Below are 20520 nucleotides of genomic sequence, written 5' to 3' on the forward strand. Positions count from 1 at the left end.
AGTACCCAATAAGGATTAGACGCGATGGAGAAAAATACAAGGCGCTTTAGTACAGGATGTGGTTTTTTGCTACAGCGGTAGCACAAAATTCAGGCAATACCTCTAATTTTGGTAGGTAATAATAGCGTCACTGAATGGTCATGTTTTCTTCATCACCCAACTCTATCGTTTTGCGCATCAATTTCTTATAACAACAGAGTGATACAACAATGCATCTGGTAAAAACCATCCTCACTGCCGGTCTGTTTCTGTCCGCCGCCGCGCAGGCGCAGAACGTACTGGAATTCCCCCAGCCGGAAAACAACCCGGAAGAATTTTACGCCGTCACCGAGATCCCGGCAGGGGGCATCATTAAGTATGAAACCGACGCCAAAACGGGGTTTATCATCGCCGACCGCTTTCAGTCGATGCCGGTGGCTTACCCGGCGAACTACGGCTCGCTGACCCAGTCGCTGGCCGGAGATGGCGACCCGCTGGACGTGGTGTTTTACACTCGCGCGCCGATGGCGCCGGGTACACTGATTAAGCTGCGGCCGATCGGTGTCCTTAAGATGATAGACGGCGGTGAGAAAGACGACAAAATCATCGCCGTGCCGGCCAGTAAAATTGACCCAACCTATGACGACATCAAGACCATCACCGATCTGCCAAAAATCGAGCAGCAGCGGCTGGAGGCCTTCTTCCGGGTCTATAAAGAACTGCCAGAGGGGCGTAAAAAGGTTGAGCTGGCCGGTTTTAACGATGCCGCCGCTGCGAAGCAGGAGATCAAATCGGCCTGGGAAGCCTGGAAAGCGAAGAACCCGCAATAATATTCATCGCGGGCGCTGTCCGGCGCCCGCGGCATTCGCTTTCATGATCCCTGTGGCGGCGAAATCACAGGTCACACGGCAACGCTTATCCCACCATATTGCATCTTGACGCAGGATGAAGTTGATGGTTGTATTGTACAACCATTTCATTTTCTGGACCCGCTGCCATGCCTGACACCCCCTTAATCCAACAGATTCGTACCGCCTCGCGGTTAATGGTGCGCGAGCTGGGCTTTATGAGCACCACGCTGGCCGCCACCCATTATTCACCTTCGGCGGTGCACACCCTGCTTGAGGTATCGATGAGGGGGGAGATGACGGCCGCGCAGCTGGTCACGTTGCTGGGACTGGAAAAATCAAGCGTCAGCCGGATGGTCTCTCGTCTGCTGGCGGCCGGTGAGCTGGAGGAGCGTCCTTGCGCGGAGGATGCGCGCGCGAAATCACTCGCCCTGACGGCAAAGGGGCACGATACGGTGGCGAAAATTAACGCCTGGGGTACCCGTCAGGTGGTGGAGGCGTTAGACCATCTGGATGAGACGCAGCAGCACACTGTCGCCACTGGACTGGCGGCCTATGCCCGGGCGCTGGCGCAGTGTCGGGATAGCGCGCTCGCGGATACGGCTCCGCAAATTTCGCTGATGACCGGCTACCAGCCGGGGATGATCGGCCGGATAGCCCAGATGCACGGGGAGTATTACGCCCGTCATCATGATTTTGGCGCTTTTTTTGAAGGCAAGGTCGCCAGCGGCGTAGCGGAATTTGCCACCCGGCTTTCCTCCCCGGCCAACCAGATCTGGCTGGCGATCCGCGAAGGGAAAATCGTCGGTTCGCTGGCTATTGATGGCGAGGACCTCGGCCAGCAGGAGGCGCATCTGCGCTGGTTTATTCTCGACGACAGCTGCCGGGGAACCGGCATCGGCAGGCGTCTGCTCAGCGAGGCGATGACTTTCTGCGATAGTCGCCAGTTTAGCGCGGTGCAGCTGTGGACCTTTAAAGGGCTGGACGCGGCCCGCAAACTGTATGAATCCTTTGGCTTCACGTTAACCCGCGAATGGCAGGGGGAGCAGTGGGGAAAGGTAATGACCGAGCAGCAATTTACCCGGTCCGGAAACACCGGCTAAGCACGTTGCGCCTTAGCCGGTGGGGGAACATGAAGATTACGCCAGCTGGTTAAGCAGGCGGGCAATCTCCTCTTGCCACTGTGCCTGCAGTGACGGCTTTTGATGTTTTGGCTTGCGGGCCATATCGTCAGCCAGCCATTGCTCCAGGTCAATCAGCCGCGCCAGCAGCGCCTCCTCATCATCGTCAGCCCCGGCGGGCGTACTCTGCAAAGCGAGTCGACTGTCCGGGGCGGGCGCCACGGCCTGCAGACGGGCATAGACCTCCTCCAGGCTGTGCCATTCCGTTAACCCGGCGTTGTCGATCAGCCAGAAGCGGTTACAGCTTTCGCTAATCAGCTGGCGGTCATGACTGACCAGCAGCACGCCGCCGGGGTAATCGCGCAGCGTCTGCGCCAGCGCCGCTTTACCCTCCATATCAAGATGGTTGGTGGGTTCATCCAGCAGCAGCAGACTGTAACGCGCCAGCGAGAGTCCAACGAACAGTAGTCGCGACCGCTCGCCGCCGCTGAGGGTGCTGACCTTCTGGCTATGTCTCGCCCAGCCAAACCCGGCGGCGATCAGCGCCCGTTTACGGGTGTCGGCCGACGGGGCGAACGGCGTCAGCGCGTCGAGCAGGCTGGCATCGTCCGGTAACTGCTCCAGCGTCTGGTCATAGTAGCCGGGGTGCAGCCGGGGATGCAGGCGCAGCCCCGGGAGTGGCGATGCGTCGTTCATCTGCTGCCACAGCAGGCGCAGCAGGGACGATTTACCGCCGCCGTTGCGCCCCATGATGGCCACGCGATCGCCGCTGCGCAGGCGCGCCACGCCGGTGGTGAAGAGGGATGGCAGGCCCGGCGCGGGCGCGACGGGCAGGGTGTCCATCTCCAGCAGGCGGTCAGCCGGCAGGGCGTCCCCCTGCAATGACAGACGCCACGGCGGGCCGACGCTGAGCTCGGTTTGCTCGTCTTTCAGGCGGGCGACCTGCTTCTCCATCTGTTTGGCTTTACGGGCGAGGTCTTCGTTGTCATAGATGCGACCCCAGGTGGCCAACCGCCGGGCGCTGGCGCTGACCCGGTCGATCTCCTTTTGCTCGGCCTTATGGCGCAGCGCGGCGCTTTCATCCTGTTCCTGCAGTGCCTGACGGGCAGCGCTGCAGGGTAAGGCGAAGCTGTGCAGCGTCTGGTCGCGGAGGATCCAGCTGGCATTAGTTACAGCATCCAGTAAGGTGTTGTCGTGTGACACCAGCACGAAGCTCCCCTGCCAGGTTTGCAGGAAGCTTTCCAGCCACAGCAGGGTCGGCAGATCGAGGTGGTTGCCGGGCTCATCCAACAGCAGCAGGTCAGGTTGGCGGATCAGCGCCCGGGCCAGCAGCAGGCGCGTGTGCTGGCCGCCGCTCAGGGTAGTGGTTTGCTGCTCCATCACCGCCGGGGTAAAGCCCATCTGCGCCAGCAGGCGTTCGGCCAGCCAGCGCTGCGCTTCCCGTACATCAGCGGGTAACGGGGCCAGTACTGCCTGCAACAGCGACTGCGAACGCAGCGCCTCCGGCAGATGCTGTTCAACGCGGGCCATCAGACACTGACCGGCGAGTGAGACGCTGCCCGAGGTGGGCGCGAGGGTGCCGTCCAGCACCTGCAACAGGGTGCTTTTGCCGCAACCGTTATGGCCGATGAGACCGATACGGTCGCCTTTCTTCAGGGTGAAGGAGAGGGTGTTAAACAGCGGCCCAAAGGCAGTCTCCACGTGGAGCGCATGGGCAGTTAGTAATGTACTCATAGTCAACTTACTCAAGAGTTACAGGCATGCAAATGCCTCGTCAAAACTCGCTGACGATAACCCGGTAAGCCGGAGAGAAGGGATTGCGTGAAGTGTCTTCGCTCAAGCCATAGTTATCGCAGCACGATACCGATAACGCTTGAGCTGGCGCAATTGCCTAATGCATGTGAAACAATAAACATTTCACAATACAGCATGGGGGGCCTCCTTTTTTATTCAGTCAGTGGATGGGTGGTGGCAGTGTAGTGGGGAAAGGCTAGCGACGCCAGTGACAAAACTGGCAGGGGGCCCCCGCCAGCTTTCACCTGCGCCGCCTTTGTCTACGACGCCGGATTGGCGCAGAGGGCTTATGTGTTTGCCAGAACATGGTTGCAGAACCATTTTTTTGCTGGCTCATTTACGGTGCCTCCACAGGGACGGTGGCGATCGGGCGGGCAATCATGATTGCCGTTTCACTGAGCGCATTCAGATCACTTACCTGAGTACACTGGCGGGCCATGACCTGCGGATCGCCGTCCGGAAACCAGCCCTCATTGAATGACAGGGTGTAAAACTGGGTATGCCGCTTGACTTCACAGCGCCAGGCGCGGCCAAGATTGTTTCTGTCGATAAGCCAGCGGGAATCTTTCGCTTCAACAAAAATTTCATATTTAGAGGGTTGAGTGACATGTCGATCTGAATTCGTTTTGCTCCAGAAAATGGCAGTGTAATAAACGTTGTGTTTACCGTACTGAATACTGGCATCTCGTCCGGGGGTAACCTCCGGATGGAGGAAAATAACTATCCCGGCGGCAATCAGTACCATCAGCGGTAATATAGGATGCTGTATCGGCCGCCAGGGGATTTTACGTACCGCCAGCAGCCAGACCAGGGTAATAATAAACACGTAGAGCAGGGCGAAGAAAAATTTACTCGGTTCATAGATGACGACATCCACCAGATCGCCGGTGGCGGGCTGATACTGTTCAGCCCGCGGGGTGAGCATCCACATATCACCGCTGAAGAGGCACATTCCGGTGATGATGGCGATACCGCCGATAAGAAACAAGACAATACGGATCAGAATCGCATTCGCTTTATTCGCGCCAGGGGTTAATTTTAGCATTTCACATTCCGTTGTGAGGGGGTGAGAAACAACTATTTTGCACAGCGGAGGGCGTGCGGCAAATGCTATCCGTTTTATATTTTTACGATGAATGAATATGGGCGAAAAAGATGTTTCTGTGGCGGGAGATATTATTCTGACGTTATTAAAAACCGGGCCGATATGTCGACCCGGTGAGCGTGATTAAATCGAGGTGCGGCGATAATTGCGATATTCCGGCAGCCAGAAATTATCGCTAATGGCCTGCAGCAGCGCTTCAGCGGAAGTTTTCACCGCCACGCCTTGCTCCTGCGCCACCTTGCCGACCGCGAAGGCAATTGCCCGTGAGACGGTCTGGATATCCTTCAGCTCCGGCAGCACCGGACCTTCGCCGTTGTTCACCAGCGGCGAGTGTTTCGCCAGGGTTTCACTGGCGGCCATCAGCATCTCGTCGGTGACCCGCGACGCGCCGGAAGCAATCACCCCCAGACCAATCCCCGGGAAGATATAGGAGTTATTGCATTGCGCGATAGCGTACTGCTTGCCTTTCAGGGTGACCGGGGCAAACGGGCTGCCAGTGGCGACCAGCGCCTCGCCATCGGTCCAGCTCAGGATATTCTGCGGCGTCGCTTCCACCCGTGAGGTCGGGTTTGAGAGCGGCATCACGATTGGCCGCGGGCAGTGCTTGTGCATCTCGCGGATAATCTCTTCCGTGAACAGCCCCGGCTGACCCGAGACGCCGATCAGAATGTTCGGCTTCACGTTACGCACCACGTCCAGCAGGGACAGCACATCGTTAGTGGTATCCCAGCCCTGCAGATGCTCACGCTTCTGCACCAGCTTGTTCTGGAACGGCAGCAGGTTAGGCATGCCGTCGGTTAACAAGCCGAAGCGGTCAACCATGAACACGCGCTGGCGGGCCTCTTCTTCGCTAACGCCTTCGCGGACGATCTGGGCGATAATCTGCTCGGCGATACCGCAGCCGGCGGAACCCGCACCGAGGAAGACGATTTTCTGCTCGCTGAGCTGGCTACCGGCGCCGCGGCTGGCGGCGATCAGCGTCCCGACGGTGACCGCCGCGGTGCCCTGAATATCGTCATTAAACGAGCAGATTTCATTGCGATAGCGGTTGAGCAGCGGCATGGCGTTCTTCTGCGCAAAGTCTTCAAACTGCAGCAGGACGTCCGGCCAGCGGGCCTTAATTGCCTGGATCACGTCGTCAACGAACTGATAATACTCGTCGTCGGTAATGCGCGGATGGCGCCAGCCCATATACAGCGGATCGTCGAGCAGCTGCTGGTTGTTTGTTCCAACGTCCAGCACGATGGGCAGGGTATAAGCCGGGCTGATGCCGCCGCAGGTGGTGTACAGCGACAGCTTGCCGATCGGGATCCCCATCCCGCCGATCCCCTGGTCGCCGAGGCCGAGAATACGCTCGCCATCGGTGACCACAATCACTTTCACGTTATGGTTCGGGACGTTCTGCAGGATGTCGTCAAGGTTATGGCGATTCTGGTAAGAGATGAAGACGCCGCGGGCGCGACGGTAAATCTCGGAGAAACGTTCGCAGGCGGCGCCCACCGTCGGGGTATAGATAACCGGCATCATCTCTTCGAGATGGTTGCCGATCAGGCGATAAAACAGGGTTTCGTTGGTGTCCTGGATGTTACGCAGGTAGATGTGTTTGTCGATTTCAGTTTTGAATCCCTGATACTGGATCCAGGCGCGTTCCGCTTGCTCTTCGATGGTTTCAACCACTTCCGGCAGCAGGCCAAGAAGGTTGAAATTGCTGCGCTCTTCCAGACTGAAGGCGCTGCCCTTGTTGAGGAGGGGGAATTCAAGCAGAACGGGACCCGCGTAAGGGATGTACAGGGAACGGTTTTTCTTATGAGTAAATTGCATCGCACTAACTCCTTGATCATGACCACAGTCCCGGCGCGGCGATAAGCGAGGGCGGGTGGAAAGCAGCGGGCAGAGTATAGAGCAGATGGTCGTCAAGCGGGTAAACAAGCAATCAATTGCCATAAAAAAACACCATCCTGGCAACAGGACGGTGTTGTTTATCATCACTCAGACTGAAAATTAACCACCGCGGCGTTTGCGGCCGGTAGCATGGATGTGGTTGAGGGTGGTTTCTTCATCGCCTTCCAGCACCACTTTTTTCTGCTGGGAAAGCTTATAGTTCAGACCGAGAAGATGACGTGCCTGATGGTTCGATTTCATTCTGACTCCTTTATCCTGTTCTGGTTTCAAGGGCAAACCCGGTGGTGACCGGATGAAATGTAACCCAAAGTCGGCCGCACGTTTTTTGTGCGACCTCAGCTAGGGTGGTCCATTTTCAGGGCAATAGCAACCTTCGCGCGTCAGATTAAGAACAGTCTCCCTCACGCACAGCCGGGATCACCACTTCATCTCGCCGGTATTAACTTTGGCGCTTAACTCCAGCGAGCTGGTCTCCGCCAGGCCCGGCCACTGCGTCTCCATGGCCTTGATCACCCCGGCCGAATCCTGATGCGTCTTCAGCGCCTGCTCAAACTGCTGGAGATACGTTTTTGTGAAGCGCACCGCGCTGTCTCCCTCCGGCGGGGTGCCGAGGTAATGACCAGGGATCACCCGCTGCGGGTGCAGGGCGATCATCTGGTCCAGCGTGTGGCGCCATTGCAGGCGACTGGCCGATGTCTGGGTGTCGGCGGTCCAGAGATGCATGCCCCACGCCACGCCTGTGCCGCCGAGGATCGTTTTGTTCGCCCGGATCCAGACGAACGCCGCGTAGTCATGCGGCTGCATGATCGTTATTTTCTCACCGTCGATGGTAAAGCTGTTGGCCTTCAGCGCCTGCGGAACGTACACCTGTGTCGGCGCGCCATCTTTCATTTGCGGGCCCCAGTACGCCAGTTTGGCCGCTTTGGTGGCTTCAATATGTTTGACGACCTCCGGCGTGGCGACCACTTCCGCCTGCGGGAAGGCTTTCATCAGCGGTTCAAGACCAAAATAGAAATCCGGATCGCCAGAGGTGATCACAATCCGCGTGAGCGGCTTGCCGTTTTTCTTGATCATGTCTACCAGCTTTTCGCCGTCTTTGACGCTGAACTGCGCGTCAAACAGCACTGCTTCGTGCGGGCCGGAAACGAGAGTGGAGTTAACGGCAAAGATGCCCTTTTCCTGCGGATTGTAGGTTTGCAGCGTCAAAGGCGCCGCGAAGATCGAACCGCTGAACAGGGCGGTGGCAACAGCAAGAGCAGATAATTTCATGATGTGTTCTCAGTAACAGGTGAATGCGTTCCATTGTACGGATTTCGCTATTTGATAGAATTCCTGAAATAAGAGATGCTGAGTTTCATAAATCGTGCAGATGAAGGGGGCATGATGGACAGGGTGATTGCTGCTCAGGTATACCTGCGCATCTGCGAGCTGGGAAGTCTCAGCGCCGCGGCGCGGGCGCTGGGGATGTCGCGTCCGATGGTCAGTCGCTATCTGGAGCAGATGGAGAACTGGGCTGGCGCCCGGCTGATCCATCGTTCCACCCGCCGGCTGACCCTGACGCCGGCGGGGGAAAAAGTGTTGCTTAAGACCCGCGGGTTGACGCGGATCGCCGATGAAATCGCCGGCGAGCGCCAGCGGGCCGACCCCAGCGGCACGCTGCGCGTCGCCTGCGCGCACTTCACGGCAATGCAGCTGATCTCTCCGCTGCTGCCGGACTTCCTCGCTCGCTATCCGCAGTTGCGCCTGGAGCTGGATATCAATAACCATCCGGTCAGCCTGATCGGCGAGCGCATCGACGTGGCCATTCGCATTACCGACAACCCCGAGCCCGGGGCGATCGCTCGCCGCCTCGGGCTGTGTCGTTCGCTCCTCTGTGCCGCACCGCGCTGGCTCCAGCAGCATGGCCCGCTGGCGACGCTTGACGATCTGCAACAGCATAACTGTCTGTTATACAGCCACTTTGCCGGCCAGCGTTGGCAGTTCAGCGATGCGCAGGGGCAGGAGGCGTCGGTGGCGGTGAGCGGCAATCTGAGCGCGGGGATCTCTTCTCTGCTGCTGGAGGCGGCGGTCGCCGGGTGCGGCATTGCGATGCTCCCCGAACTGGAGGCGCGGAGCGCGTTGGCCAGCGGGGCGCTGGAGGTGGTGCTCCCTGACTGGACGCCGAAGGCGCTGAGCGTCTATGGCATCTATCTTTCCCGCGACTATCAGCCCGATGGGCTACCGCTGTTTCTGGATGCGCTGCAGCGACGTCTGGGGGAGATTGCCGCCGGGGCATGAACATGGCGTTGCATTCAGCGGCAACACCGGCGGGCGGTGGCCCTGCCGGTGAGCTGACGATGAGACTTACTCGTTGCCCCATTGATTAAGGAAGTTGGCGATATCGTCAATTCGGCGTTCATCAATGGCCGCTTCGCGGGCCATCTCCTGCTGCGCCTCTTCATCGATCTCTTCGTTATTCATCAGCCGCTCAATCAGCAGTTGAAAATAGCGCGCCAGCGCATCGCGTTCCGTCTCTTTAACCGGGGAGGCCGCTTCGGTCTCGTACTCGTCCACGATGTCATAAAATTTCAGGGGGATCTCATTACTCATCAGTTGTCCTCAGGGTCAGCGCACAGCGGCGGGCGGATATCATAGCATGCAGCCGGCTAAACACGCTGCGAGAGAGGAAAAATCGCCACGCAGGGCTGCGCGGCGATCGTGTTGGGGAGGGACCGGCATAACGCCGGCCCGCTTATCGGCCCGGAGGCGACGGATTTAGACCACGCCGTCCCCGCCGTCAGAACACCACACCTGACCGGAGGTATAGGAGCAGGCGTCTGATGCCAGGGTGACGTACAGCGGGGCGATCTCGACCGGCTGCCCCGGGCGGCCCATCGGTGTGTCTTTGCCGAACTGTTTCACTTTCTCGTCCGGCTGGCCGCCGCTGGATTGCAGCACCGTCCAGTAAGGGCCTGGCGCCACGGCGTTGACGCGAATGCCTCGTTTCGCCACCTGCTTGGCCAGCGATTTGGTGAAGATCGCCAGGCAGGCTTTGGTCTGGGCATAATCGAGCAGGATTGGGCTGGGTTTATAGGCCTGCACCGAGGTGGTATTGATGATTGCGCTCCCGGCCTGGAGATGGGGCAGCGCCGCGCGAGTGATCCAGAACGGCGCGTAGACATTGGTTTTAAAGGTGGCGTCAAAGTCTTCGGTGGTGAGCTCCTCGAGCGTCTCGCAGTATTGCTGACGTCCGGCGTTATTGACCAGGATGCTCAGGCCTCCCAATTGTTCCACCGCGTCGGCCACCAGCGACTGACAGAAGGACTCGGAGCGAATATCCCCCGGCAGGGCCACCGCGGTGCGACCTTCGGCTTTGATCAGCGCGATGACTTCATCGGCATCCTCTTGCTCCTCCGGCAGATAGCTTATGGCGACATCGGCCCCTTCGCGGGCAAAGGCGATCGCCACCGCGCGGCCAATGCCGGAGTCGCCGCCGGTAATTAACGCTTTCTTACCCGCCAGCCGCCCGGTGCCGGTGTAGCTGGTTTCCCCGTGGTCCGGTGACGGCTCCATCTCCGCATCCAGACCCGGCGGGGTTTGTTCTTGCTCCGGGAACTCCGGACGGGGAGCCGTCTCTTCTGGCAACATGGAGGTGGGTAATTTTTTCATTGGCGGTTTTTCATCTTGCATAGTCATCTCCTTCAGACAGAACGGGCCAGACCTAAGGATAGGTCAGCTTCACCCCAGGCCAGGCAGCGCGAGAGGATCATCTATCTTGTTTAACAGGCAAAATAGGGGCTTTATTTGACTTTAACCGGCTGATCCTTGGCGAATTTCGTTGTATGTCGCTGCGTTATTATTGGTGGTGTTAAATTAGGATTATTCCATCCTTAATTTGCGATGCGGGGCTATTTTACCGGGCGGGCTGAATGACGGTATGCTTTTTTATAGACGAAGGGGGGTGCATTGTGAAAAAAATAGTTTTTTGCACCTATGGATGGTTGATGAACTACTTCATTGTGAGTATTTTTATGACGGTGATGTCTGGCTGAAGAAAAAAATAAATAACATCTATCATTTTCATTTTTTTACAAAAGCGTCGAGGGGAAAAGTTTCACGATAGAAAATGGTGATAACCTAAGGCGAATAAGTGAGTTACAATGTATTTATTTTTACTGCCGCTTCGTTATTTATTTTTTATTTGCCATTTGGCGTGGATAAAAGCCTGGCGTTAATTTGACTCCTGCGAGCATTCCTCTAGTGTTAGATATTGAGGGCGATGATTTGTAACAGGGTCATTTTCCATTTACCAACCGAGATCGAGTAAACCTAAAAGGTGAAATTATGGCAGAGCATAGAGGCGGTTCAGGTAACTTTGCAGAAGATCGTGAAAAAGCATCCGAAGCCGGGCGTAAAGGCGGACAGCACAGCGGCGGGAACTTTAAAAATGATCCTGAACGTGCATCCGAAGCCGGTAAAAAGGGTGGTAAGAACAGTCATGGCGGTGGTCGTAAAGCCGGTGACAGTTAATGACTGAAGCCTGAGGCGCTTTAAAAAGGGCGCCGAAAAAAAAACCTGTGGGCCTGCCGGTCCGCAGGTTTCTGTTTATATGGGCTGATAATAATAAATCTGGTCGAATACTCGTATTTATTTATCGGCAATACGCGAAGAGTAAATGAATCGGCAACATGCTGGTTAACGGTTAAGTATTTATAAGATAGCAGGTAATAAAAATGAAACTGACACCGGCATTGATTAAACGTTGCCATCTTGTGGCCGCCGTGATGTGGGTCATTCTGGCAATACCCTCGTTAATCTGGTGGAAAAACAGCGTCCTGTGGGTCATTCTCATTAGCATCTATGCGAATATCGTTGGGCATTTATCCGGATATAGCGCAGCGCGAGCGGATCAGGCGGCGGAAGAGAATGAAGATCCCACATCCAAATAAAGGATTGGTTATCAGAGGTATTTATGACGGATATTGAAAATTATCATAACTGGCTGCGCGATGCTCATGCGATGGAGAAACAGGCCGAAGTAATATTAATCACGGCAACCAGAAGGAGTGAAAACTATCCGCCACTGCGCACGCGTCTTGAACAACATCTCTATGAAACCCGCCGGCAATTATCGTCTCTGCAGGATATCATTGCCCGTAATCATATTTCCCGCTCCGCGCTGCAGGATGCGATGAGCCGGGTTGCCGCGTTGGGCCAGTCCATTGGGATGATGCTGCCCGGCGATGAGGTCATTAAGGTCATTATCACGGCCTATTTTTTTGCGCAATTCGAGGTCGCCTGCTATACCGCCTTATTGACGGCGGCGAAACGGGTGGGCGACCACCATGCCATTCACGCCCTGGAGGCGATGCTGGCGGAGGAGCGAGGCATGGCTGACTGGCTGCTTCATCATCAGCCGACGATCGTCGGGCAATTTCTGCATCGTGCCGATCTGCCTGGCGTTGAGGCCGGAAAATAAGCCGCCGGAGAAAAACTATGGTTAAACGCCACACGATCGCGCTCCATGCTGTCGAGGAACAGGTTCCTCTGAAATTAACCGCCAGACAGCAGGCTCTGGTGGACGCGGTGGCGAATCGGGCGCCTTCAGCGGAACACGCTACCGTATCGCCTGTCGCCAAACCCCGGCCGACGGCGAGGGGCGGACGTAAACCGCGCTGAATCTGCTGGCGAGTGACGGGCTACCCGTCAGGGTGAATAAGCAAGGTGATAGTGATGCAACGGGAACAGTGGTTTCACAGAGCGGTCATTTATCAGGTTGATAGTTCACTGTTTTATGACGCTAACGGTGACGGCTACGGCGATCTCGCCGGTATTCGCCAAAAGCTACATTACATTCGCAGCCTCGGGGCGACGGTGCTCTGGCTGACGCCTTTCTATCTCACCCCTCTGCAGGATGATGGCTATGATATCAGCGACCATCTGCAGCCCGATCCGCGCTTTGGCACCATCGCCGACGTGATTGAGCTGATTGCCCGCGCCCGGGAGCTGGGGCTGCGGGTGATTGTTGAGCTGGTTATCCAGCACACTTCCGCCCAGCACCCGTGGTTTCAGGCGGCGCGACGCGATCCCCGGTCGCCGTGGCGGCCATACTATCTTTGGGCCGACAGGCCGCCGGAGAAGGACGATCCCCCCATGTTTCCCGGCGTCGAGGAGAGCGTCTGGCGCTGGGACGAACAGGCCGGGCAATACTATCGCCACATGTTTTATCGTCATGAGCCGGATCTGAATCTTGCTCATCCGCCGGTGATCGCTGAAATCGAAAACATCATCACCTTCTGGCTGCAGGCGGGCGTGTCAGGTTTTCGCCTCGATGCCGCGTCACATCTGGTGAAACAGGCCGGGAAGGGCGACGAGGCGCGCGGCTACCCGCTGCTGAACCATCTCCGGCAGGTCGTTCAGCGTCTCAATCCCGAGGCGATACTGCTGGGTGAAGTAGACGTTGCGGTAGAAGATTACCGCCATTACTTCGGTCACGGCGATCGGCTGCAGATGGTGCTCAATTTCTGGCTTAACAAATATCTCTACCTCAGTCTGGCGCAGCAGCGCGCCGCCCAAGTGGTAAAAGCCCTGCAGGCGATGGTGACCCCGCCGGACGGGTGCTGCTTCGTCAACTGGCTGCGTAACCATGATGAACTGGATCTCGAGGGGATCGGCGAACGCAATAAACGCCAGGTTATCCGCACCTTTGCCCCTGATAAAGCCATGTCCGTCTACCAGCGTGGCGTACGCCGGCGACTGGCGCCGATGCTGGATGGCGATACCCGGCGCATGGCGCTGGCCCATGCGATCCTGCTGGCGCTGCCCGGCGTGCCGGTGATGCGCTATGGCGACGAGATTGGCATGGGAGACGATCTGAGCTTACCGGAGCGCTACGCGGTCAGAACGCCGATGCAGTGGTCGGCGGCGCCCAACGGCGGCTTCTCCCGGGCGGCGCGGGACGATCTGCCGGTAAAACCGATAGCCAGCGGGCGGTGGCGCTACCAGCGGATCAATGTCGAAACGGCACTGCGCCACCCCCGATCGCTGCTGAACCGGGTGCGCAACATGGTGCTGGCGCGGGCGGAATATACCGAGCCGGGCTCCATTGCTTTCGCCATCCTCGCGGTGAAACCTGCTGCGGTGCTGGGCCTGTGCTATCGCAGCGAATCGCGGGAAGTGCTGATGCTGGCGAACTGCAGCCAGCAGGCGGTAGAGGTCCTGCTCCCGCCGCTGGCCGAGGGCTACTGGAGCCCAATTCTGGAAGATAAGCTCTATCAGGATGGGCTACACGGCGGGAAAGATGCGCGGCTGGCGCTTTCCGGGTATGGGTACCGCTGGTTCAGCCGGAGCCTGGATTAACGCCGTTTCCCGGAACGACGGAACAACGCCCGCAGAGCCATCGTCGCCACCGCTACCCCGACGCCGGCAGCCACTTTTCCCGGGAGATCGGCGCTGATCGTCACCGCTTTACGCCGTGCGCCATCGTTAAAGGGGCCGTGTCCGGGGTGATTGCCGCGTACCGGCGTGAACAGGTCGTCCTGATGCTCTGCCAGCTTCGGCTGGCCGGTAAACTGTCCCTCCCACGCCTTTTTCACCATCAGACGATCGAGCAGGCGAGGAAAGAAGACCTGACCGAGGATCGACTGGATGGTGCTTTTCCCGACCCACAGTTCGTTGACCGGACGCTGGATGACGCTGTAGATAGCTTCGGCGGCCACTTCCGGCTGATAGACCGGCGGCACCGGCTGCATGGCCTGATCCATTTTATTCCGCGCCCAGCCAAACTGGGCGGTGTTCATCCCCGGCAGCTGGACCATGGTCAACTGGATGTGGCTTTTCTCGTGCATCAGTTCGGTACGCACGGCATCGGTAAAGCCGCGGATCGCCGCCTTGGCTCCACAGTAGGCCGATTGCAGGGGAATCGACCGCCAGGCCAGCGCCGAGCCGGCCTGAATAATCACTCCCCGATCCCGGGGCGCCATCACCTCCAGCGCCGCGCGGGTGCCATTGACATAGCCGAGATAGGTCACCTCCGTCACCCGGCGAAATTCCTCCTCGCTCATCTGACGAAAGGGGGCCAGCACGGTGGTCATGGCGTTGTTGATCCAAAGGTCTATCGCGCCAAGTGTGGCTTCCACCTCGGCGGCGGCGCGCTGCAGCGCCCCGGCATCGGCGACGTCGGCGCTAATGGCCAGCGTTTTAATGCCAAACCGTTCGCAGGCCTGCTGGGCTTCCTGCAGACCCGTCTCATCTCGGGCGATCAGCGCCACGTGGTATCCTGCGCGAGCGAAACGCAGTGCGGTGGCTTTGCCCGCCCCCGCGGTTCCCCCGGTAATTACCATCACAGACATAGAGACCTCATTTTTTTTGGCTAGCGCAATATTAACTGCACAGATCGGTTAATTATTCCTCACAAATGACAATGACGAGGTGGGAAATATCCTGGAATATACGCAGTGTGAATCAGACGACATATCCGGATGATGCTGGCTGGATCGTGCCTGCATCGGCGAGGACGTTCTATAATCTGTTAGAACCCTGTCAACCCGCGAGGAGGAAAAATGGTGACATTAAACATGCTTAGCGTTGAAAAAGAAGAGGATGATGCCACCCGCGCCCCCGAATCAGGTGATAAACAACCGGAGCGCGATAAATAAAATTGAGACTATTCCTTTTCAGGAATAATGGATATCTGGCCGTTACGCTCGAGGATAGCGAATTTGATCGCTTTGAGCTCATAGATCCCATGGTGCTGCCTGGCTGCCAGCAGGATATCATCGACAGAGATATTGACGAGCTTTATCTTTTCGTCGATGACAGCACCATCTTCCACCACAATAACCGGGCTACCATCAATGAAATTTTCCGCCTGCGAGAAGCGTTTCTTAATATAGCCGAATAAAATATCAACACCCACCAGAGTGACGATGGTGAGCATCGAACCGGTGACGGAATAGTCTGTGCTGAGCATCGCCTGTTGGGTGGCTTCGCTAATTATCAGCAGCAATATTAGATCAAAGTTGGTTAACTGCATCAGCGTTCTTCTGCCAGCAATCTTAAAAATAATCAACAGGATAAAATAGATTGCTGCGGCTCTGAGGACCATTTCCATAGCCACTCCTAGGGATAGACAAACTGGTTCCAGGTGACAGGCGCGCGATCGTTCACTGCCGCCTGCAGGGAAATATTGCCGGCTGTTTTTGGGGTAATGGATAACCACACGGACATCGGCGAGCGGTTGGCCGCTTGCTGATACACGAGGTATAATTTCCCCTCGGCACTGTACATTTTATCCGGCTGCGGGCGGATATCACCGACCTGGTAGCGCGATAAAAACGGGGCGGTGAAGCTGATAATTTTTTCACTACCTCCATCGGGTTTAATCTGAATATTCACTTCGGTTTCACTCATCAGTCTGGCATACCGCTGATAATCGACGCTTAATTCACCTTTGGCACTTTCCCGGTGCGCTTCACTGAAATAACCGGAGGACCACAGACCGCTTAGCGCGGTAAGAATGATGAGACTCAGAACAATTATCCCATAGCGCCGGAATCGATATTCGAAGCGTAGTGCTCGTTCATTCTCGTCAACGATGGGACAATCCTGTTGATTCTTAATCATTATTATTTTCCCCGCGTTTCGTTTCGGCAACAGCGTAACGATAAGGACATTCTTATATTAGTCGATATCAGAACAATTGACTTTGTAAAAATGAATCGCCTCAGCCAGGCTTTATTCTAATCATCGGTAAAATGACGGAGGGATGATGAAAAAATTAGCGCTCGCTATGGCCTGTGTACTCGCCGTGGGTATTGCACAGGCGGACGATAAGGGCGGTTTTAGTCAGGATGCCGCACCGCCGCCGCCGCACAAACTGGATGACGGCTATCGCGGCGTCGAGGATGGCCGGATCATGACCGTTGAGCAGGCGAAAACTATGCACGATGGCGCGACTATTTCACTGCGCGGTAATGTGCTCACCCGCCAGGACAATGACCGTTATCAGTTTCGCGATAAAAGCGGCACCATCACCGCCATCATTCCGGCCGCCGCGTTTAACGAACAGCATGTAGAGCCTGACGATCTGGTCAGCATCAACGGTAGCCTCGATCGCAAAATGACGCCGCCGGTGGTGCGTGTCGATCGTCTGCTCAAGCAGTCGCCTAAGTAAGCGGAGAACGCCGATATGAGTAACACATCTCAGCCGCAAGGTGAGCAGGGCGGAAAGCATCCTGCGCGCGAGGCGCCTGCCGAGCATGGCGAAGTGCCGCGTAAACGGGACGACAGCAAGGACGACAAAACCGATCCTTATCAGCCACACGATGGTCGTTAGCGAGGCTGACCACGAGATCCTTAAGGGCACAGTGATGCCCAGGCCGCAGAAAAGGCGCAGGTTCGGCATCACGCACTATACTTTTTGTTCGACATCATCACAGGAGGAGTCACATGGCGATTCATAAGAAAGGGCTGGCGCACTGGGAAGGCGATCTGAAACATGGCAAAGGCACCGTGTCGACAGAGAGCGGGGCGCTGAGCCAGCAGCCCTACGGCTTTAACACCCGTTTTGAAGGGGTGAAAGGCACTAACCCTGAGGAGCTGATTGGCGCCGCGCATGCCGCCTGTTTCTCAATGGCCCTGTCGCTGATGCTCAGCGAAGAGGGCTATACCGCAACGTCTATCGACACGACGGCGGTGGTCACCCTCAATAAAACCGACGGCGGCTTTGCGATAACCGACATCGCGCTGCAAAGTCAGATTGTTCTGCCGGACGTTGCGCCGGCGGCGTTCGATGAGATCATTCAGAAAGCGAAGGCCGGTTGCCCGGTATCGCAGGTGCTGAAAGCCAATATCACTCTCGACTACCAGCTGAATCCGTAAGCTGTCGTGCCCGCGCGCAGCGGGCACCCTTTCCCAATATCTCTCCCTGCGCTGCCCAATAGTGGTATCTTTTGTCCTTTAATTGCACGTAAGGGACATCATCATGATCGGCATTCGCGGGATGATCGAGGCGCAGGTGCTCGGCCTGACCGGCATGGCGCTAAAAGAGATCGATTTTGAACAGCCTAAAGGGGAGCCGGGGCTGTTTGGTCCGCAGTCGGCCATCTGGCAGGTACACGGCGATTTTACCTCGATGCTCTGCGGCGGCATCAGCGCGCTGCTGCTGCAGATGCTGCATCCCCTGGCGCTGGCCGGCGTCTGGGATCACTCCCGTTTCCGTGAGGACATCTTTGGCCGCCTGCGCCGCACCAGCCAGTTTATTTCCGCCACCACCTTTGCCACTACCCCCGACGCCGAGCGGCTCATCGCCAAAGTGCAGGGGATCCATCAGCGGATCGGCGGGGTGGATAAGGACGGCACTCCTTATCAGGCCAGCGATCCGGCGCTGTTGACCTGGGTGCACGTCGCCGAGTGCAGCCGCTTTATGGCCTCCCACCTGCGCTACAAGCGGACGGTGGTCAGCGCCGAGCGCCAGGAGGACTATTTCCGCGAGTCGGCGGAAATCGCCCGTCGGCTGGGGGCCCAGGACATCCCTCAGACGCCGCAGGAAGTGGCGGACTATCTCGAGGCGATGCGCCCGCAGTTGCGCTGTGACGAACGTACCCGGGAGGTAGCCGAGGTGCTGCTCTCTACTCGTCTGCCGGGTAGGCTGAGCCAGCCGGTGGGTCAGGTCATGATGCGCGCCGGGATCGATCTGCTGCCGGAATGGGCGCAGGAGATGCTGGGGCTGTCGCTCACGCCGCTGCAGCGGCGCACGACGCGCCTGCTGGTGCATGGCGTGGCCCGCGTGCTCCGTGCTTCGGTACGCAACGGCGCCTGGCATTGCGCCATGCGCCGGATGCAAGTGGAGTGAAGGTCACTCCGCCTTGCCCAGCTGTCGGGCAATCAGTGCCTCCAGGCTGCCATCCGCCCGCCACTCGCTGAGCGCGTCATTCACCGCGTTGAAGCCAGCGACATCCGCCCGGGCGACGCAGATGGCCTGCTGGATCTCAGTAAAATTATCCGCCAGTACCCGCACCCCAGCGTGCTGACGGGCTGTCGCCTCCAGCGGCTGTCGGATACCGGCGACCATATCTCCTTCACCGGCGAGGAAGGCGTCGATGGCCTCCTGCGAGGAGGGAAGGCGATTCAGGCTGGCGTGCTGCAGATGACGGGTTAACCACAGATCGTAAGCGGCGTTTTGCCCGACGTTAATGGTGGTTGCCGGGCGATCCATGTCGGCCACGCTCTGGCAGGGCGAACCGGCTCTCACCAGCGCGGTCCCCTGGATGGTGATGTAGGGAGGCGTAAAACGCAGGGTCGCTTCCCGGGCCGGGTCGATGGCCAGAAACGCAATGTCCCAGTGATCACCGCCGGCGTCAGCCACCACTTTTCCGGCGGCAGGATAGGGGACGAACTCGGCGGTGACGCCCCAGCGCGTCGCCAGCCGATGGCTAAGCTCGACGGTGAGACCTGCGGGCTCCCCCGTCTCCCCGAGATGGGCCAGGACCGCGTTGCCCAGGTTAATGGCAAAACGCAGCCGGGATGAGGTGTTCTCTGACATCGCTGACTCCTGTGGTGGTGAAGAGAAAGTGGCCCGACCTGCCGGGCCAGTCATAAGATAGCCCATCCGCGCGCGGTTGTACCTGTCCTGCCACCCTTTCAGAATATATTAATAATCGACAGCGCCAATATCGTTAAACGGAAAGGCAATGGCTTTTATATTGTTAAGCATAAACTCAGCTTGTCAGTTTATTCTTCCCGCTCACAAAGGGAGAGAAATAATGACACAATATAATTTTGAAAATGATAATAAATATCATGAGCGTTCGATGCAGGCGCGAAAGAGTACCCTTATTAGCGTGGTGGTCAATATTTTCCTTTCCGTGTTTCAGGTTGTGGTGGGAATATTCTCTGGCTCCCAGGGGTTGATTGCTGATGGGATGCACTCTTTTTCCGATCTGGTCGCCGATGGGGTGGTGCTGGTGGCGAATAAAAAGAGCCGTCGACCCTCAGACCACGATCACCACTATGGACACTGGCGCTACGAGAATGGCGCCTCGCTGATCCTCGGCGCGATCCTGGTGCTGGTCGGGGTCGGCATGCTGTGGTCCGCGGCAGGTCACCTGGCGCAGCCGCAGACGATTCCGGCGGTGCACAGCGTGGCGCTGTGGATGGCGCTGGTGGCGCTGGCCGTTAAGGAGGGGCTGTTTCGCTATATGCTGGCGGTCGCCACGCGGCTGAATTCATCGCTGCTCATCGCCAACGCCTGGCATGCCCGCTCCGATGCCGCGTCATCTCTGGTGGTGGCGCTGGGGATTATCGGTAACCTGGCCGGGTTCGCCTGGTTCGATCCGCTTGCCGCGCTGGCGGTGGGACTGCTAATCACCCGCATGGGCTATCGTTTCGCCGCCACGGCGCTGCACGATTTAATGGACCGCGCGGTCGATGAAGAGACGCAGCGGGCGATCGCCGGCACGCTGCAGGCCACGCCGGGCGTGGCGGGTCTGCACGATTTGAAAACCCGTAAGGCGGGGGATCTGGTGCTGGTGGATGTCCATCTCGAGGTGGCGGGAGAGATGTCGGTAGCCGAGGGACATCAGATTGCCCGTCAGGCGCGGGAGCGGGTCCTGGCGCAGCATCCGGTGCTTAACGTAATGGTGCATCTTGATCCCAGCGACGCGGCCAGCGCGCTATGCGGGGCCGGTGAAAGCGGCCTGGCGCACCCGGCGCCGTAAGACGACAATTTTATTGGCTCAGCGGCTATTTTTTCCCTGAGCCTTAATTGCTGGCGCATCGATTGCCTGAAATA

25 protein-coding genes are annotated in these 20520 nt (G+C 57.7%); 14 read left to right on the forward strand and 11 right to left on the reverse strand.

Annotated elements, in window-relative coordinates; genetic code table 11:
- The first annotated feature begins 209 nt into the window (after nt 1–209).
- Both DTA24_RS13845 and DTA24_RS29095 read left to right on the forward strand, forming a co-directional pair.
- Nucleotides 210–809, forward strand: coding sequence for an inorganic diphosphatase (locus DTA24_RS13845; RefSeq protein WP_012968118.1), 600 nt, complete (start codon nt 210–212; stop codon nt 807–809).
- Between the two features lie 167 nt (nt 810–976).
- Nucleotides 977–1930 (forward strand): helix-turn-helix domain-containing GNAT family N-acetyltransferase, encoded by a 954-nt coding sequence (locus tag DTA24_RS29095; protein ID WP_023322689.1) that lies wholly within the window; start codon nt 977–979, stop codon nt 1928–1930.
- 36 nt (nt 1931–1966) lie between these two features.
- Here the strand turns inward: DTA24_RS29095 and DTA24_RS13855 are convergent, their stop codons facing one another.
- The 3 genes from DTA24_RS13855 to DTA24_RS13865 form a co-directional block, all read right to left on the reverse strand.
- Nucleotides 1967–3682, reverse strand: coding sequence for an ABC-F family ATP-binding cassette domain-containing protein (locus DTA24_RS13855; protein ID WP_064160417.1), 1716 nt, complete (start codon nt 3680–3682; stop codon nt 1967–1969).
- Between the two features lie 397 nt (nt 3683–4079).
- Nucleotides 4080–4787: a glycosyl transferase gene (locus tag DTA24_RS13860; RefSeq protein ID WP_109910172.1), complete on the reverse strand. Its 708-nt coding sequence runs from the start codon at nt 4785–4787 to the stop codon at nt 4080–4082.
- Nucleotides 4788–4970: 183 nt separating this feature from the next.
- A complete protein-coding gene (locus tag DTA24_RS13865; RefSeq protein ID WP_008804752.1) occupies nt 4971–6668 on the reverse strand; it encodes an NAD-dependent malic enzyme in 1698 nt (565 codons plus the stop codon).
- Nucleotides 6669–6723: 55 nt separating this feature from the next.
- On the opposite strand from DTA24_RS13865, the gene DTA24_RS28175 reads away from it, so the two are divergent.
- On the forward strand, nt 6724–6852 hold the full coding sequence (locus DTA24_RS28175) for a hypothetical protein (RefSeq protein WP_046619973.1): 129 nt from the start codon (nt 6724–6726) through the stop codon (nt 6850–6852).
- Here DTA24_RS28175 and sra read toward each other — a convergent pair.
- Together sra and DTA24_RS13875 are read right to left on the reverse strand one after the other, a co-directional pair.
- On the reverse strand, nt 6849–6989 hold the full coding sequence (gene sra / locus DTA24_RS13870) for a stationary-phase-induced ribosome-associated protein (RefSeq protein WP_012541615.1): 141 nt from the start codon (nt 6987–6989) through the stop codon (nt 6849–6851). The two genes, DTA24_RS28175 and sra, sit on opposite strands and share 4 nt — an antisense overlap.
- A gap of 177 nt (nt 6990–7166) precedes the next feature.
- Nucleotides 7167–8018 carry a Vmh family MBL fold metallo-hydrolase gene (locus DTA24_RS13875; protein ID WP_117116992.1) on the reverse strand — a complete coding sequence of 284 codons (852 nt, stop codon included), beginning with the start codon at nt 8016–8018 and terminating at the stop codon, nt 7167–7169.
- A 114-nt stretch (nt 8019–8132) separates the two neighbouring features.
- Between DTA24_RS13875 and DTA24_RS13880 the strand changes: the two genes are divergently transcribed.
- On the forward strand, nt 8133–9026 hold the full coding sequence (locus DTA24_RS13880) for a LysR family transcriptional regulator (RefSeq protein ID WP_012968123.1): 894 nt from the start codon (nt 8133–8135) through the stop codon (nt 9024–9026).
- A 66-nt stretch (nt 9027–9092) separates the two neighbouring features.
- Here DTA24_RS13880 and DTA24_RS13885 read toward each other — a convergent pair whose 3' ends face one another.
- Both DTA24_RS13885 and DTA24_RS13890 read right to left on the reverse strand, forming a co-directional pair.
- The gene (locus tag DTA24_RS13885) at nt 9093–9338 is read right to left on the reverse strand and encodes a DUF2543 family protein (protein WP_008804755.1); all 246 of its coding nucleotides are present in this window, start codon (nt 9336–9338) and stop codon (nt 9093–9095) included.
- Between the two features lie 165 nt (nt 9339–9503).
- Nucleotides 9504–10418, reverse strand: a complete 915-nt coding sequence (locus DTA24_RS13890) for an SDR family oxidoreductase (RefSeq protein ID WP_008804756.1) — start codon at nt 10416–10418, stop codon at nt 9504–9506.
- Nucleotides 10419–11072: 654 nt separating this feature from the next.
- On the opposite strand from DTA24_RS13890, the gene DTA24_RS13895 reads away from it, so the two are divergent.
- The 5 genes from DTA24_RS13895 to DTA24_RS13915 all read left to right on the forward strand — a co-directional run bounded on the left by DTA24_RS13895 (nt 11073) and on the right by DTA24_RS13915 (nt 14087).
- On the forward strand, nt 11073–11258 hold the full coding sequence (locus tag DTA24_RS13895; RefSeq protein ID WP_008804757.1) for a general stress protein: 186 nt from the start codon (nt 11073–11075) through the stop codon (nt 11256–11258).
- Nucleotides 11259–11461: 203 nt separating this feature from the next.
- Nucleotides 11462–11677, forward strand: a complete 216-nt coding sequence (locus DTA24_RS13900; protein ID WP_008804758.1) for a hypothetical protein — start codon at nt 11462–11464, stop codon at nt 11675–11677.
- Between the two features lie 23 nt (nt 11678–11700).
- Complete coding sequence (locus tag DTA24_RS13905; RefSeq protein ID WP_123836888.1) at nt 11701–12207, forward strand: ferritin-like domain-containing protein; 507 nt, start codon at nt 11701–11703, stop codon at nt 12205–12207.
- Between the two features lie 17 nt (nt 12208–12224).
- Nucleotides 12225–12407 (forward strand): hypothetical protein, encoded by a 183-nt coding sequence (locus DTA24_RS13910; RefSeq protein ID WP_012968126.1) that lies wholly within the window; start codon nt 12225–12227, stop codon nt 12405–12407.
- 54 nt (nt 12408–12461) lie between these two features.
- Nucleotides 12462–14087 carry an alpha-amylase family protein gene (locus DTA24_RS13915; RefSeq protein ID WP_123836889.1) on the forward strand — a complete coding sequence of 542 codons (1626 nt, stop codon included), beginning with the start codon at nt 12462–12464 and terminating at the stop codon, nt 14085–14087.
- On the opposite strand, the gene DTA24_RS13920 is transcribed toward DTA24_RS13915, so the two are convergent.
- From DTA24_RS13920 to DTA24_RS13930, 3 genes are all read right to left on the reverse strand, one after another.
- A complete protein-coding gene (locus DTA24_RS13920) occupies nt 14084–15079 on the reverse strand; it encodes an SDR family oxidoreductase (RefSeq protein WP_123836890.1) in 996 nt (331 codons plus the stop codon). The genes DTA24_RS13915 and DTA24_RS13920 overlap by 4 nt on opposite strands.
- Nucleotides 15080–15393: 314 nt before the next feature.
- A complete protein-coding gene (locus DTA24_RS13925; RefSeq protein WP_032740542.1) occupies nt 15394–15840 on the reverse strand; it encodes a DUF421 domain-containing protein in 447 nt (148 codons plus the stop codon).
- An 8-nt stretch (nt 15841–15848) separates the two neighbouring features.
- Nucleotides 15849–16352 (reverse strand): hypothetical protein, encoded by a 504-nt coding sequence (locus tag DTA24_RS13930; RefSeq protein WP_023297676.1) that lies wholly within the window; start codon nt 16350–16352, stop codon nt 15849–15851.
- 145 nt (nt 16353–16497) lie between these two features.
- Between DTA24_RS13930 and DTA24_RS13935 the strand changes: the two genes are divergently transcribed.
- From DTA24_RS13935 to DTA24_RS13945, 4 genes are all read left to right on the forward strand, one after another.
- The gene (locus tag DTA24_RS13935; RefSeq protein ID WP_008804764.1) at nt 16498–16902 is read left to right on the forward strand and encodes a YdeI family stress tolerance OB fold protein; all 405 of its coding nucleotides are present in this window, start codon (nt 16498–16500) and stop codon (nt 16900–16902) included.
- A gap of 15 nt (nt 16903–16917) precedes the next feature.
- The gene (locus DTA24_RS28180) at nt 16918–17064 is read left to right on the forward strand and encodes a hypothetical protein (RefSeq protein ID WP_012541624.1); all 147 of its coding nucleotides are present in this window, start codon (nt 16918–16920) and stop codon (nt 17062–17064) included.
- A 113-nt stretch (nt 17065–17177) separates the two neighbouring features.
- Nucleotides 17178–17609: an OsmC family protein gene (locus DTA24_RS13940; protein ID WP_008804765.1), complete on the forward strand. Its 432-nt coding sequence runs from the start codon at nt 17178–17180 to the stop codon at nt 17607–17609.
- Nucleotides 17610–17712: 103 nt separating this feature from the next.
- Nucleotides 17713–18582 carry an oxygenase MpaB family protein gene (locus DTA24_RS13945; RefSeq protein WP_012541625.1) on the forward strand — a complete coding sequence of 290 codons (870 nt, stop codon included), beginning with the start codon at nt 17713–17715 and terminating at the stop codon, nt 18580–18582.
- A gap of 3 nt (nt 18583–18585) precedes the next feature.
- On the opposite strand, the gene DTA24_RS13950 is transcribed toward DTA24_RS13945, so the two are convergent.
- On the reverse strand, nt 18586–19272 hold the full coding sequence (locus DTA24_RS13950; RefSeq protein WP_008804767.1) for an ABC transporter substrate-binding protein: 687 nt from the start codon (nt 19270–19272) through the stop codon (nt 18586–18588).
- Nucleotides 19273–19492: 220 nt separating this feature from the next.
- On the opposite strand from DTA24_RS13950, the gene DTA24_RS13960 reads away from it, so the two are divergent.
- Nucleotides 19493–20446 (forward strand): cation diffusion facilitator family transporter, encoded by a 954-nt coding sequence (locus tag DTA24_RS13960; RefSeq protein WP_080930314.1) that lies wholly within the window; start codon nt 19493–19495, stop codon nt 20444–20446.
- The last annotated feature ends 74 nt before the right edge of the window (nt 20447–20520 follow it).

Origin of the sequence: Klebsiella sp. P1CD1 (genome assembly GCF_003790505.1) — a bacterium.
Lineage (GTDB): Bacteria > Pseudomonadota > Gammaproteobacteria > Enterobacterales > Enterobacteriaceae > Klebsiella > Klebsiella variicola.

Bases quoted from the DNA above. Each gene is read 5' to 3' on its own strand.
- DTA24_RS13950 (WP_008804767.1), bottom strand. From the start codon at position 19,272: ATGTCAGAGAACACCTCATCCCGGCTGCGTTTTGCCATTAACCTGGGC.
- DTA24_RS13875 (WP_117116992.1), bottom strand. From the start codon at position 8,018: ATGAAATTATCTGCTCTTGCTGTTGCCACCGCCCTGTTCAGCGGTTCG.
- DTA24_RS13960 (WP_080930314.1), top strand. From the start codon at position 19,493: ATGACACAATATAATTTTGAAAATGATAATAAATATCATGAGCGTTCG.
- DTA24_RS29095 (WP_023322689.1), top strand. From the start codon at position 977: ATGCCTGACACCCCCTTAATCCAACAGATTCGTACCGCCTCGCGGTTA.
- DTA24_RS13855 (WP_064160417.1), bottom strand. From the start codon at position 3,682: ATGAGTACATTACTAACTGCCCATGCGCTCCACGTGGAGACTGCCTTT.
- DTA24_RS13845 (WP_012968118.1), top strand. From the start codon at position 210: ATGCATCTGGTAAAAACCATCCTCACTGCCGGTCTGTTTCTGTCCGCC.
- DTA24_RS13895 (WP_008804757.1), top strand. From the start codon at position 11,073: ATGGCAGAGCATAGAGGCGGTTCAGGTAACTTTGCAGAAGATCGTGAA.
- DTA24_RS28180 (WP_012541624.1), top strand. From the start codon at position 16,918: ATGAGTAACACATCTCAGCCGCAAGGTGAGCAGGGCGGAAAGCATCCT.
- DTA24_RS13865 (WP_008804752.1), bottom strand. From the start codon at position 6,668: ATGCAATTTACTCATAAGAAAAACCGTTCCCTGTACATCCCTTACGCG.
- DTA24_RS13925 (WP_032740542.1), bottom strand. From the start codon at position 15,840: ATGGAAATGGTCCTCAGAGCCGCAGCAATCTATTTTATCCTGTTGATT.
- DTA24_RS13930 (WP_023297676.1), bottom strand. From the start codon at position 16,352: ATGATTAAGAATCAACAGGATTGTCCCATCGTTGACGAGAATGAACGA.
- DTA24_RS13880 (WP_012968123.1), top strand. From the start codon at position 8,133: ATGGACAGGGTGATTGCTGCTCAGGTATACCTGCGCATCTGCGAGCTG.
- DTA24_RS13940 (WP_008804765.1), top strand. From the start codon at position 17,178: ATGGCGATTCATAAGAAAGGGCTGGCGCACTGGGAAGGCGATCTGAAA.
- sra (WP_012541615.1), bottom strand. From the start codon at position 6,989: ATGAAATCGAACCATCAGGCACGTCATCTTCTCGGTCTGAACTATAAG.
- DTA24_RS13900 (WP_008804758.1), top strand. From the start codon at position 11,462: ATGAAACTGACACCGGCATTGATTAAACGTTGCCATCTTGTGGCCGCC.
- DTA24_RS13935 (WP_008804764.1), top strand. From the start codon at position 16,498: ATGAAAAAATTAGCGCTCGCTATGGCCTGTGTACTCGCCGTGGGTATT.
- DTA24_RS13910 (WP_012968126.1), top strand. From the start codon at position 12,225: ATGGTTAAACGCCACACGATCGCGCTCCATGCTGTCGAGGAACAGGTT.
- DTA24_RS13885 (WP_008804755.1), bottom strand. From the start codon at position 9,338: ATGAGTAATGAGATCCCCCTGAAATTTTATGACATCGTGGACGAGTAC.
- DTA24_RS13945 (WP_012541625.1), top strand. From the start codon at position 17,713: ATGATCGGCATTCGCGGGATGATCGAGGCGCAGGTGCTCGGCCTGACC.
- DTA24_RS13890 (WP_008804756.1), bottom strand. From the start codon at position 10,418: ATGCAAGATGAAAAACCGCCAATGAAAAAATTACCCACCTCCATGTTG.
- DTA24_RS13905 (WP_123836888.1), top strand. From the start codon at position 11,701: ATGACGGATATTGAAAATTATCATAACTGGCTGCGCGATGCTCATGCG.
- DTA24_RS13860 (WP_109910172.1), bottom strand. From the start codon at position 4,787: ATGCTAAAATTAACCCCTGGCGCGAATAAAGCGAATGCGATTCTGATC.
- DTA24_RS13920 (WP_123836890.1), bottom strand. From the start codon at position 15,079: ATGTCTGTGATGGTAATTACCGGGGGAACCGCGGGGGCGGGCAAAGCC.
- DTA24_RS13915 (WP_123836889.1), top strand. From the start codon at position 12,462: ATGCAACGGGAACAGTGGTTTCACAGAGCGGTCATTTATCAGGTTGAT.